The 12134-nt window shown below is 53.8% G+C and carries 10 protein-coding genes; 3 read left to right on the plus strand and 7 right to left on the minus strand.

The window, feature by feature from the left end:
- Positions 1-265: 265 nt before the first annotated feature.
- Positions 266-865, plus strand: coding sequence for a MerR family transcriptional regulator (locus tag AC0YNS_RS20305; RefSeq protein ID WP_475782792.1), 600 nt, complete (start codon positions 266-268; stop codon positions 863-865).
- Here AC0YNS_RS20305 and AC0YNS_RS20310 read toward each other — a convergent pair.
- The 7 genes from AC0YNS_RS20310 to pdaA form a co-directional block, all read right to left on the minus strand.
- The gene (locus AC0YNS_RS20310; protein WP_475782793.1) at positions 848-2056 is read right to left on the minus strand and encodes an MFS transporter; all 1209 of its coding nucleotides are present in this window, start codon (positions 2054-2056) and stop codon (positions 848-850) included. The two genes, AC0YNS_RS20305 and AC0YNS_RS20310, sit on opposite strands and share 18 nt — an antisense overlap.
- Positions 2053-3381 carry a D-arabinono-1,4-lactone oxidase gene (locus AC0YNS_RS20315; RefSeq protein WP_475782794.1) on the minus strand — a complete coding sequence of 443 codons (1329 nt, stop codon included), beginning with the start codon at positions 3379-3381 and terminating at the stop codon, positions 2053-2055. The genes AC0YNS_RS20310 and AC0YNS_RS20315 overlap by 4 nt, the downstream gene beginning before the upstream one ends.
- Positions 3378-4568 carry an amino acid deaminase/aldolase gene (locus tag AC0YNS_RS20320; RefSeq protein ID WP_475782935.1) on the minus strand — a complete coding sequence of 397 codons (1191 nt, stop codon included), beginning with the start codon at positions 4566-4568 and terminating at the stop codon, positions 3378-3380. Before AC0YNS_RS20320 ends, AC0YNS_RS20315 begins: the two co-directional genes overlap by 4 nt.
- 27 nt (positions 4569-4595) lie before the next feature.
- The gene (locus AC0YNS_RS20325; RefSeq protein ID WP_475782795.1) at positions 4596-5969 is read right to left on the minus strand and encodes an aldehyde dehydrogenase; all 1374 of its coding nucleotides are present in this window, start codon (positions 5967-5969) and stop codon (positions 4596-4598) included.
- 92 nt (positions 5970-6061) lie between these two features.
- Entirely contained in the window at positions 6062-7114 is a 1053-nt protein-coding gene (locus tag AC0YNS_RS20330) for a class I SAM-dependent methyltransferase (protein ID WP_475782796.1), read from the minus strand.
- 100 nt (positions 7115-7214) lie between these two features.
- Complete coding sequence (locus AC0YNS_RS20335) at positions 7215-10070, minus strand: response regulator (RefSeq protein ID WP_475782797.1); 2856 nt, start codon at positions 10068-10070, stop codon at positions 7215-7217.
- A 141-nt stretch (positions 10071-10211) separates the two neighbouring features.
- Complete coding sequence (gene pdaA / locus AC0YNS_RS20340) at positions 10212-11027, minus strand: delta-lactam-biosynthetic de-N-acetylase (RefSeq protein WP_475782798.1); 816 nt, start codon at positions 11025-11027, stop codon at positions 10212-10214.
- Between the two features lie 186 nt (positions 11028-11213).
- On the opposite strand from pdaA, the gene AC0YNS_RS20345 reads away from it, so the two are divergent.
- On the plus strand, positions 11214-11822 hold the full coding sequence (locus AC0YNS_RS20345) for a DUF3238 domain-containing protein (protein ID WP_475782799.1): 609 nt from the start codon (positions 11214-11216) through the stop codon (positions 11820-11822).
- A gap of 20 nt (positions 11823-11842) precedes the next feature.
- A complete protein-coding gene (locus AC0YNS_RS20350; RefSeq protein WP_475782800.1) occupies positions 11843-12058 on the plus strand; it encodes a hypothetical protein in 216 nt (71 codons plus the stop codon).
- The last annotated feature ends 76 nt before the right edge of the window (positions 12059-12134 follow it).

A 12134-nucleotide genomic window follows, 5' to 3' on the forward strand; every position in this document is an offset into this window, starting at 1 on the left:
AGTTTATTTACTGAGAGTTCGCTCCTCGCATTCTCAGCTTCGGCGCTGCGTGGTTTCGCCGCCGGGCTCCATCTTCAAAGCTTCGCATCCGGTGTGAATCGGCCGAAAGCAACGAGAAACTTGACGAACAGCACCTGCCGCGAGAGCGCGAGATGCGCGTAAAACCACTTTGTTTAGCGAATGAGCACTTCCTTTGTCACCCTTGCAGGGAGTGGTTGCGAGAGCGCGAATTACCTATGCATTCCACCCGAACGGAGTGATAGGATTGGAACTTGTCAAAAGCAAGGACGCAGCTGAGTCGTTGAACGTCAGCCAAACCACGGTCAAACGCTGGGCTTCCCACTTCCCTCATTATTTTCAAAAGGATCGATTCGGCCATTATGTATTCTCGCGCAGTGACCTGTCGATGCTCGCTTATATCAAAGATTCGCTCGAACGCGGAGAAACGATGGATATGATCGTGTTACCTGAGCCCGAGCTGCAGCCGGAACACCATGCCGACGAACGGGCAAACCATTCCGATTCGCATCCCCTGCTGTCCGGCTACAACGAGCAGGTGGCCGCCGCATCAGAATCGCACGACTCCGAGCTTCACTGCCGCTTGGTGCTGGTTGAGCGCAGACTCGAACAGAAGGCCGACGAGGTTGTCGCAGCGCAAATATTGCAGCATCGCTCCGAGCTGGAGGAGCTGCGCAAGATGATTGATCACCTAAGCGCAGCCATCGAATATGCCAAGCAGCCTATTCCGCCCTTGAGCATACCCCCATACGCCGCCGAGACCGCGGCAGCCTTAGAATCGCCTGTTTCCGTCCCATCGCCCGCACGCAAACGCGGCTTGTTTCGCTCCTTATTTGTCTGGTTTTGATTTCCCCGGAAATAGGATTGCAAAGGGGAGAATAATGACCGTCACGACCGCGAGTGCTCCGATAGCCAGAACGCGTTCATCCAGCAGCAGCTGTACGAGCAGTGACAGCACAATGCCGCCTAAATTGCCGAACAAGAGCAGCAGCCCCGTAACAGCTCCGGCAGTGCGCGGCTCCGCTTTGGCCTCGGCAAACGAAAGCACTATAGGCAAGTCGGCGAGCAGCAGCAGTCCGGCCAAAGCCAGCAATGTCATAAACAGCCAGGTAGGCATCCCTGCCGCAAGGAACACAAGCAATACCGCGCTAACCGCGAGTGACAGCACAAGCACGTTTCGTGCACGATTCCCGCGCATTGCGAAGTCCGGCAGCACCGCCGCCCCGATAATACCAGCCGCCGTCATGAGTCCAAGGCCAGTTCCGACCTGCACCGAATCATAGCCGATGGCATCTGCCAATACTTCGAGCCATGTCGCCAGCGTAATGAAAATGCCGAAGCCCGCAAACAGGAGCAAACTGAACAAACGAACCCACTGCTGCGACCAAAGTGCCCGCAAGGCGCGAAGCGCCGGCGCAGGCTCTGCATCAGTCGCCCCTTCATACAAGGGAGGCTTGCGAAGAGTAACCAGCAGCGCAAGGCAAGCAGCTGCACTAATAATGGCCTGCGTCCACAGAACGGCAGGCATTCCGCCCCATTCCAGCAAGAATAGCACCGTCACATTGGATATCATGATGCCGACAAACAAGCTGGCCGTACCGGCTGCAATGGCAATTGGACGTTTGGGCGGTGCTGCATAGAGCACCGCCATTTTGTTCACCGCATTGAGCACAAGCGGCTGACCGACGGCGATGATGAACTGTCCGGCAAGCGCATACTCATATCCGGGCACAACCCGGATCAATGCGCCGGCGACAGTAAGTCCCGCTCCCCATGTGAGCGCGCCACGGAAACTGCGATCGGATGCGAAACCAAACGGGATAGACAGCAGCACATAGATAAGCGGGAAAACGAGCGACAGCCACCCGACAGCATCGACAGATACGCCCCACTGCTCGGAGGCATCCGTCGTAATCGGCGTAAAAGTCACCCATAGCAGCTGAGTGACAGCCACCAATCCTGCATAAGCAGCGATAACGGACCAGCGCGAAGCTCCTTGCTCTTGCTCTTGATTCAAGCGATTATTATCCCCCGTCATAGCGACAACTCCGGAACCCCGAACAGCTTCTCCAAGTAAGGGTTCAACAGAACGCGATCCGGATCATACTGTTCCCGCAGATTGACGAATGAGTTCCACATCGGATACAGCTCCTGCAGCTGCGATGCGCGAAGAGAGTGCATTTTGCCCCAATGCGGCCGCCCTCCATAACGCAGGAAGATCTTCTCCATCGCCGCAAAATAAGCCCCGTACGGCATCCCTTTATACATATGTACGGCAATATAAGCAGAATCCCGGCCATAGGCAGGGCTCAGCCAGATGTCATCGCCCTTGGCATAACGGCACTCAATCGGAAAATGAACCGCAAATTGCTCTTCTTCCATTACCGCACGCATCTCTGCGATGACAGCGGGCATCGCCTCCGCGGGCAGATTGTATTCCATCTCATTGAAACGCACGAGCCGCTTCGTCGCGAACAGACGATGGCTGTACGACACCTTGCTAAACAGAGGGAACTGCGCCGCAGAGAATCGGCTTACGGGCCTGCATAGCTTCGGAACCTGTCGGCACATTCCGGATAACAAACCGAATACGCCATTCTCCAGCACCACGTCGCTGATATAATCGCCTACCCGCCTCGGAGTGACGGGCTCGGTCGTTTCATTCATGATTTTGAGCTGACACGATTCCGCGTAGGGAAACCAATACATCTCGAAGTGACGGTGCGAGTCCGCAAGCGTTGTCAGCTGCGTCAAACTTTCCGTGAGCTTCGTCCGCTTGCTCTCGTAGCGCATTCTGAATGCAGATCGGAGTCTCAGCTTCACCTGTACCAATACGCCGAGTGCGCCTAGCGATACTTGCATGCCTCGAAACGTCTCCGGATGAGAATCCAACGAGCACTCGACTACCTCACCGCTCCCGGTTACAAACGTCAGTCCAATCACCTGTGTCGCAATATTGCCGAACTCCCGGCCTGTGCCGTGCGTGCCGGTGCTTATTGCACCCGCAATGGACTGGACGTCAATATCACCGAGATTCTCCTGCGCTAACCCTTGCTGAAACAGCAACTCCCCTAGCAGCTTCAGCTTCGTACCGGCCCAGACCGTGGCGGTTTCTGCTTCGGCATCGACTTCAACCAAACCTTGCATGCGGTCAAGGGAGACAAGCACATCACCGGAAGCCGCGATTGGCGTAAACGAATGCCCCGTTCCGACAACCCGGAGTTTCCTCCCCTCTCGACTGCACATCCGTACAATTTCGACGACTTCTTCTATGGATTCGGGATATAGAACCATACTCGGTGTGGCCTGTACGGAGCCTGACCAATTCGACCACGCTACCCGCATTGCCGCATGTCCATTCATACAAAACAAGCCCCCATTCCGCGATAGGTTGCATATTCACCGATGATTTGCCCATTGGATACGGCAACCAGCTGCAAGAAGCGCTCGCACAGCTCTCCTGCTTTGGCGTGGCGGAAGAAGACCGGATCGCCTAGCGACAGCGTCAGTCCCCTCTTCACACGCAGAGGTGTCTGCACCTCGCCTGCCCCCTCCAGCGGTAACAGCTCCAACCCTTCCGGGAGATACACCTGCGCCTGTTTCTCGATCCCTACCGCCCCGGAGGCTGTATAACCGCCGCCCATACAGGTGACGATATCCGGCCTTGGGCAGCGGACAATCTCCACCGCATACCCTGCCGCAGGCTCATAGCGAAACCCGCTGTAAGCGTCAAACAAGCCCGGCGCATAGAACCCGGAGCCTGCCGTTATCTCCGTCACGCAAACTTCCAGACGCGAGCTGTCCATGCTGCCCGTGCCCCCGGCATTCACGAAACGAAGCCCCGCAACGCCGATCGCTTCGAGGCCCTCCACGACTTCGCGTCGCCGTTTCGCCACTTCGGCGATCGAGCGTTTCTTCAGCCAGCGGATCACGCTGTTCTTCAGAGGCTTGCCTGGCACATTATCGCCAAGACCGGCAACCTGCGCCTCGTAGCCCATAATGCCGTCCAGCTTAAGCCACGGTGATGCGACGATAAGCTCCGCAACGGGGCGCACTTGCTCCCAGCTCGATAATGGCGAACGCCAGACGCCAAAATGCAATCCCGGATAATCGGCCGACATATCGATATCCACACATAACGGCACGACAATTGCCTGTTCTGCGGCAATGCGCTCCAAGTGCTGCACATGTTCGGCACAGTCGACCATGAATGTAATGGAGCGCCCTTCCCCGATGGACCTAACCAGCTCGGCAATCCGATCCGGCTGCCACTGCGGGTAGCCAAGCAGCAGATCATCGAATCCTTCGCGAATGAGCATCGCTGCTTCGTCGGCGGTATAACACATGATCCCTTGATATACCGGACTGCTGGCCAGAATGCGCCGCATGACCTCCGGGCAGCGGATCGATTTGCTCGCGATCCGTACCTTCTTGCTTCCCGCAGCCTGCGCAATGGCCGCGATGTTGCGGTCCAGCCTATCCAAATCCACGAATGCAAACGGCATCGGCAGACCCTCAAAAACCGTTTTGTAATACGCATAGGTATCCATCATAGTCGTCTGCACATCCTCTTTCGGCTACGGCTTCATTAGCATGCGAATAAACTTGAGTCCATTCTTGGCAGACGGGTAACGGAATGGAAAATCAAACAACGTGGTCTGCTTCAGCACACTCTTCTTATGGGAGAACGTGAGGAAGCTTTGTTCGCCGTGATAGCTGCCCGTTCCACTGTGACCTACCCCGCCAAACGGCAAATACGGAGTTCCGATATGCAGCAGCGTATCGTTAATACAGCCGCCCCCGAAGGAGACAGTTTCCGTAAACAGCTGCTGCACCGCTTGATCCTTGCTGAAAATATACAAGGCCAGCGGCTTGGGCCGCGCATTCACAATCGCTACCACCTCGCGCGGGTCCTCATAAGTGAACACCGGCAGGATCGGACCGAAGATCTCTTCCTGCATAATAGGGGAGTCCCACGACACGTCTTCAAGCACAGTCGGTGCGATGCGCAGCTTCTCGTCGTCCGCTCCTCCACCGATGGCAGCCGTGCCATCTTTCAGAAACCCGCGAAGACGATCATAGTGGCGGCGAGAGACGATCGCGCCATAGTCCGGGTGCTCCAAAGGCGTCTCGCCATAGAATGCCGTCACCGATTGGTGGATGGCGGCAAGCAGCTCATCTTTGACGCTGTGATGCACAAGCAGATAATCAGGCGCGAGGCAGGTTTGCCCGCTATTGAGAAATTTGCCGAAGGCAATCCGTCTGGCCGCAAGCGCAATTGACGCATCATGATGGACGATGCACGGCGACTTGCCTCCGAGCTCTAACGTGACGGCAGTCAGATGCTTCGCTGCCGCAGCCATCACGGACTTGCCAACCTCTACCCCGCCGGTGAAGAAGATATGATCGAAAGGCAGCTCCAGCAATGCCTGACTCGTCTCTACCCCGCCTTGGATGACGGCAATATACTCGGGCCGGAAGCTGCCTGCAATTATAGAAGCGATGACGTCCGTCGTTGCCAGTGATAATTCGGATGGTTTCAACACAGCTGTATTACCAGCGGCGATTGCGCCGATTAGCGGAACTAACGTGAGATTGAAGGGATAATTCCAGGGGGCTATGATGAGTGATGAACCAAGCGGCTCCGGCATCACGTAACCTCGGCTGCCAAGATGCGTAGACGGCGTCTTGACCCGCTTCGGCTTCATCCATTTCTTCAGATGTTTAATCGCGAAGTTGATCTCGGTGTAGAAGGGGCCGATCTCCAGTGTGTACGCTTCATGCTCGCTCTTATTTAGATCCGTGTGGAGCGCCGCGATAATCGCGGCCTCACGCTCCACCACGGCTTCTTTCAATTTCCGCAGCTGCTCTATTCGAAACGCATAACCTCGGCTTTCGCCCGTCTGAAACCAGACGTGCTGCCGTTTCAACAATTCCTCGAAGGAAGCCATGATATCCCTGCTCTCCCGGTGAGCCGGACGAAGCCGGCCCTCCGAATGTAAGTGCTTACACAAATTCGTAACAAAGAAGCCTATGCCTCCGATTAGCGTACCTGGGCAATGACCGCATTGTGCGCCTTGATATAGCCATGGCGAATGATGTCGAAGCCATTTTTGTAAATATATAAGCCCATCTGCTCCACCGTCATCAGCTCGCGATACGTGTGATTCATGATATCGGCCATAATGACGTAGAACAGCCTGCTCTTCCACTGATTGCGTGGTGTCGTGAAGATCGCATAGCCGCCGTCCTTGAGGAATCTGCGATGCCAATCGACAACCTCCGGTTTGTAGGTGTCCGGGAAATGCTCCAGCAAGCCGACCGAGAGCACAATATCAAACGTCTTGCCAAACGATAGATGACGAACATCATCGACCACGTATTCGATATTGAAGTCGGGCTTATAATACACCTTCGGCCCGCCTGTAGATGAGCTTGAGCCCAGAAACGGATACGAATCGGGAAACTCTCCGTGACGTACGGTTTTGCAATACGCGTCATAGTCGACCAGCACAACCTCGGCACCCGGATACAGCGCCGCAAGCTGCATCGCCTCATAGCCTTCCGCAGCACCAAGAAACAGAATGCGCGGACGCACCACATTCAGACCTTCAAACAAGGATCGTTTACCGCGTGGGTCCCATACACCGTCTTGCACACGGTGCACATAATTCCAAAAATGAATGCGGGCCACATCGCCAAGCGCAGCACGAATTTCGGAGGGCTTGAACGTTGCGAGACTCTTCATGAACGCAGACTGCTCGCTGCTGATTTCCTTCGGGATGTCCTTGTCGAACCACTCATGAAAGGCTTTGTTAAAATAGGTCCACGATGTCTTCGCATCCATCGCCTTCTCATGCTCCTGCTCCCACTGCTTACGGGTTTCCGACATTGTCCGCACCTCGTAAGGCTTGCCTACCCGCTCCCAGGTCAGCTGCGACCAATCCTGCACCGTATTCACTCGAATAAACTTCTCGTATGCCTTGTCTTTGTGCGAACGAAGGTCAACCCGGTAGGAAGGCGTAAGCTCCGTCAAGCCAAGCTGCTGCTCCGAGTAGGGCTGCGCTAAGCGGGAAGCATTCTTTGCTACATTCATTCCTTACTCACCTCGCTCCGTGTAATGACCAGCTATACAACAAATTATATCATCCGCAACCAATCTGTAGTGGTGAATTATTCCCGGTTTCCGCACCCTGCTAGGCTATTCTCTGCAAAGATTGCAGCAGCACCGTGTAAATCAGAGCCGGATCAAACGGTTTGGTCAAATAATAGTCCATACCCGCTTCGAGTACTTCTTCCTGCACACCTTTCATCGCATCCGCGGTCATCGCAATAATTGGCGTTTGCTTCGCATGCTCGATCTGGCGGATCAGTTTGGTTGCCTCGTACCCATCCATAATCGGCATCTGCAAATCCATCAGAATAACGTCGTATCGCTTGCCGTGTACGCTGTTCACCGCTTCCTCACCGTTATCTACAACATCGATGAGCATGCCCATTCCCTTGAGCAGCTCCATCGCTACAAGCTGATTAATCGCATTATCCTCCACAAGCAGCACGGAAGCACCGCGAAGCAGCGCGTATTTCTCAGCATTCTCCGCATTATCCGTCTCGAGGGGCTTAACGCCGGCTTGCGGCTTCATCAGCGAAATGACTTCATCGAACAGATGCGACTGGCTAATCGGATAGAAGAACACCTTCTCGATTGCCGGAGAAGGTACGCCTCTTTGCAGCTCCATTTCGTGATAGGCGCTCGTAAGCACAATAGACTGCGATTTGTCCGGCAGATCTCGTTTGATCCGCTCCGCAAGCTGCACCGCATCTCCGGCCTGCAGCTTCCAATCCACCATAATTAAGTCATACCGGTTATGCATCGAGATGTTATAGATCGCTTCTTGCTCCGATGCCGCCAAGCTGACAATAAACTTAAACTGCTCCAGCTGATTGCGCAGCACCTGCTGCATCTCCGGATTATCGCAAATGAGCAGCACGCGCAGAAACTTCATGTCCAGCTCCAGTCCCTGCCGCATGACCGGTGCATCCGTGCTTCTGAATTCCGCCATGAAGGAGAAGCAGCTGCCTACGCCGGGCGTGCTTTCCACCTCAAGCTTACCGTTCATTAACTCCACGAATTTCTGACTGATAACGAGCCCTAATCCTGTCCCGCCGTATCGCCGCGTCGTCGACATGTCTGCCTGCGTGAAGTTATGGAACAGCTTCTTCTGCTCCTCGGCGCTGATGCCGATGCCGGTATCTCTCACTGCAAAATGAAGCGTGACATCGTGCTCATCGCTCTTCACATAATCGATGGCAATCGCAATTTCCCCTTGATGCGTGAATTTCACCGCATTGTTAACGAGGTTAAGCAGGACCTGCTTGAGGCGCAGCGGATCGCCGCTCAGCATTTGCGGTACACGGTGATCAATCGCGAAATGCAGCTTGAGCTCCTTCTCGTACGCTTTAACCGCCACAATATTGGAGAGATCATGAATGACCTCGTACAGGTCAAAAGCAATCTGCTCAAGCATAATTTTGTTCGCTTCGATTTTCGAGAAATCCAGAATGTCGTCAATGATATTGAGCAAGCTTCTCGTCGATAGAATCGATTTGTTGACATAGTCCTTCTGTCTGTCCGAGAGCTCCGTCTTCTGCAGTAAATAATTAAGTCCCAGAATCGCATTGATCGGCGTTCGTATCTCATGGCTCATCTGCGCCAGGAACTGGCTCTTCGCTTTGTTCGCCCCATCGGCTTCGCGTTTGAGCTTCCAGTCGGTCAAGTCATGGAAGGTGACCTTGATCCGCAGCTTCCCTTTCACAGTCATAGGCAGAATCGTGACGGAGAAGCTTCTGGGGGATTGGCCCTCGAAGTAAAGATCCAGCTCGAAGCGGTGCATCTCTTTCGTTTCTACGCCTTCACGGAAATACCGCTCCCACTCTTCCTCTTTGCCGATGCGCACCAAATCCGTCAGCCGTTTGCCCTCGATTCCTTCCATATTCAGATCCAGCATCTGTGCCAGCTTCGCGTTAACCGACAGAATCGTCCCATCGCTATTGAACGCAATGAAGATATCGTTCGAATTCTCTACGATGGTCCGGTATCGTTCCTCGCTCTCGAGCAGATCATCTTCCGCTTGCTTCCAATTCGTAATATCAGTGCTGGAGAGAATGATCTCCGTGACTTGTCCCTCCTTAAAGATCGGCTGCACGATGTTAAACGTCCGAAACTCGTTAAAGCCGGACTCATATCTGACTTCCTCGCCTCTAAACGCACGATCGTAAATGGCTGAGACCAGTTCAACATGCTCTTGGGTCAACCCTTCCAAATCATTTGGCCGTTTGCCCGTTATCTCGCTGCTATTCCAGCCTTGTTTGAGCAGCAGCTGTCCTTCAATTAAGGAATAGCGGTAATCGCCGTGACTGTCCCGAATGATCTTCGCCGTCATCCCGGATTGGAGGTGCAGCAGCCGATGCAGCTCTTCGCTTGCGCGGAGATTCTTCTGCTCGAGCTCACTCGCACGGATGATGTAGGATCGGAAATAAATCATCGCGTAACAGCCCAGTGTATTCGTCGTGCTGAGAATCAACAGGATCTTAACCGGAATATGAATCATCTGCGTTCCGATGATCAGGAAAGCAATTCCGCTGAACAGCGTGACATACACCCACTGACGGAAGTGGCCTTTGACGCGCAGCATGATGAATCCGGCCCCGCCTACATAAACCAGCATCGTCACGATTGCCGTAATGGTGCCGATCCCGAACGGTGATACCGTCATCCGATATAACATGACTAATGCTCCCGCTATCGCCGCAGCCCAGAACCCTCCGAAATATGTCGCCATCAACACCGGAACATAACGTAAATCGATGACAATGCTATCGCTTAGCCGGACGCCGTAGTAGACCAGAATACAGCCAAGAACCCCTTGCACGAGGCCTAATTTAAGGATTTCTTTCCACTTGCTATATTTTCTGTTAGTTGCAAACAGCCTGCTGGAGAAGAAAGTGATCATGGTCATGAATGCTGCGTTAACAACCAAATCTTTTATCATTAATGCTCACCTTCCCGCTGTGAATGTCATAGGTATCGTTATCCATTATTCGACATAATTCGCCAATTTCCTCTGCTTGTCGACAAATAAAAGAGAGATGCCGGATCAGCACCTCTCTTCATATTCGCCTCTTGTATACAGTTAATAAGTCTTGGTTTCCAGCTCATTAAGCGGTTTAAAGGTGTAGCCTTGCTGCCTTGCCGCATCGATGATTTGAGGGAGCGCCTCAGTATTGTCTTTGGACACGCTGTGCAGCAGGATGACCGCTCCCGGGTGAAGCTGCTTCATTACATTGTCGTAGGCGTAACGCCAGCCGCGCTGAGCATTAGGCTCCCAATCCCTGTAGGCGACCGACCAGAACACACTCGTATACCCTTGCTCCTTGCTGACGGCAAGTACCCGACTATTGAAAATCCCCCGAGGCGGACGAAGGAACTGCATCTCCTGCTGTCCGGTCAGCTCCGTTACGGCCGTCTTCACTTTCGCGAGCTCCGTTTGAATCTGCGTGCTTGGAATGACACTCATATCCGGGTGGCTCCAGGAGTGGTTGCCAATCAGATGGCCCTCTGCGGCCATCCGTTTTACCAGTTCGGGCTTGTCCTTGACGTAATGACCGGTTACGAAAAAGATGGCCGGTACGCCCTTCTCCTTCAACACATCCAGAATGCGGCTTGTGAAGCCATTCTCGTAGCCGTTATCGAAGGTCAGATACAGCTCTCTTTGTTTCGTATCGCCAAGGAAGATCGCTCCATGCTGCTCCAGAATCTGCTGAAAGCCTTCTTCTCTGATCGAGGGCAGCGTGCCGCCGACGCTCTTCTTAAATCCAAAATGATAGGGCCCTCCCGGCGCACCAATCGTTTCCGATGCCATCGCTGTTCCTGCAACGGATAACATAAGGACAAGCGACGCCAACAGAGAAAGCCAAGCTTGTGGGCGAAGACGGTTTGGTTTGTACATGATGTTCGATGCTCACCACTTTCTTCTCGCATGTTGCCTGCTGCATGTTGGAATTGGAACCATACAGAAGTTACTGTATCCTGTAATGCTGGAAGTTATGTGAATTTTTCGGACAAGCTGCAAGGTCTTGGTCATATCTATGCTAAAATAAGCGGAGTAAATGCCGACTGTGAGGAGAAATCGACAATGACTGCTGCAATTGTGAAAATAAGAGGAAGTGTATTTATCGGCGGCTTGCAGTGGCTCCCTGCCATGACCGACCCCGAAACCGGGCTGATCCATGAATATGCTGGCGATGCGCGGGAATTCACGCCTCATGCTGTGAATACAGGGCGATCTCGCGTGGAGCAAGAGGTGGTCGTTGATTTCGTGAAGCGCAAGCTGTTCACGTTCGCGAATACGGGCTCGACTACGCTGCGAGTGACTAAGCCGGGCGGGATATCGGAGTTTAAGCAAGGCAAGGCATCTGCCGATGGCGTAATCGTTTCGAATGAAACATGGGACGCTTCCTCGGTTTCCTTCATCATGAGCGCGACTGCCGCCAATCCGCTGCGTCCAGCTGCTCCGGCTGTAGATTATGAGCTCCAAGTGACCGTTCATGAAGAATCCGGTCACGTCGAAGTGAAGGGCAGACATGACGGTTTCCCTTGCTTCGAGTTTTATAAGCAGGTTGATTTTGGCGATTTCGAGCTGCTCTACAGCCACGATTTCCGCGTTACGGGCGATACCCCTGCCGCAATGGCCGGAGACATGGAATATCAGTTCGAGCGCATGCTCACTAGCACGGAAAGCTAAGGAAGGAAGGAGGGACTTTCATGGCCTTGTACCGCCGTCTCCAGACGGATGCCGATTTCACTGAGGCGATGGAGCGCCAGTTCAAGCTTCGCGTCTATAAGGACGACCATATCGTCGACTCCGGCGGCATCATTATCCGCTTCGATGACACGATCGTCGTCAGTCAATCCAGCGTCAGCGACGTCGCTTACCACGACCGCAACGCATGCGAGTTCTTCGAAATTCGCAGAAGGTAGCCCAGTCGTCGCTAGTAGGAGTGCGTACGCTCACACGGGAAGAAAAGCTTCATTGCCTTGTTGGCAGTACTCGAAT

The organism is Paenibacillus sp. J22FR21 (genome assembly GCF_056269135.1).

What these genes read in the sequence shown, in the direction of transcription:
- AC0YNS_RS20310 (WP_475782793.1), bottom strand. Translation starts at nt 2,056, where the DNA reads ATGACGGGGGATAATAATCGCTTGAATCAAGAGCAAGAGCAAGGAGCT.
- AC0YNS_RS20315 (WP_475782794.1), bottom strand. Translation starts at nt 3,381, where the DNA reads ATGAATGGACATGCGGCAATGCGGGTAGCGTGGTCGAATTGGTCAGGC.
- AC0YNS_RS20320 (WP_475782935.1), bottom strand. Translation starts at nt 4,568, where the DNA reads ATGGATACCTATGCGTATTACAAAACGGTTTTTGAGGGTCTGCCGATG.
- AC0YNS_RS20325 (WP_475782795.1), bottom strand. Translation starts at nt 5,969, where the DNA reads ATGGCTTCCTTCGAGGAATTGTTGAAACGGCAGCACGTCTGGTTTCAG.
- AC0YNS_RS20330 (WP_475782796.1), bottom strand. Translation starts at nt 7,114, where the DNA reads ATGAATGTAGCAAAGAATGCTTCCCGCTTAGCGCAGCCCTACTCGGAG.
- AC0YNS_RS20335 (WP_475782797.1), bottom strand. Translation starts at nt 10,070, where the DNA reads ATGATAAAAGATTTGGTTGTTAACGCAGCATTCATGACCATGATCACT.
- pdaA (WP_475782798.1), bottom strand. Translation starts at nt 11,027, where the DNA reads ATGTACAAACCAAACCGTCTTCGCCCACAAGCTTGGCTTTCTCTGTTG.
- AC0YNS_RS20345 (WP_475782799.1), top strand. Translation starts at nt 11,214, where the DNA reads ATGACTGCTGCAATTGTGAAAATAAGAGGAAGTGTATTTATCGGCGGC.
- AC0YNS_RS20350 (WP_475782800.1), top strand. Translation starts at nt 11,843, where the DNA reads ATGGCCTTGTACCGCCGTCTCCAGACGGATGCCGATTTCACTGAGGCG.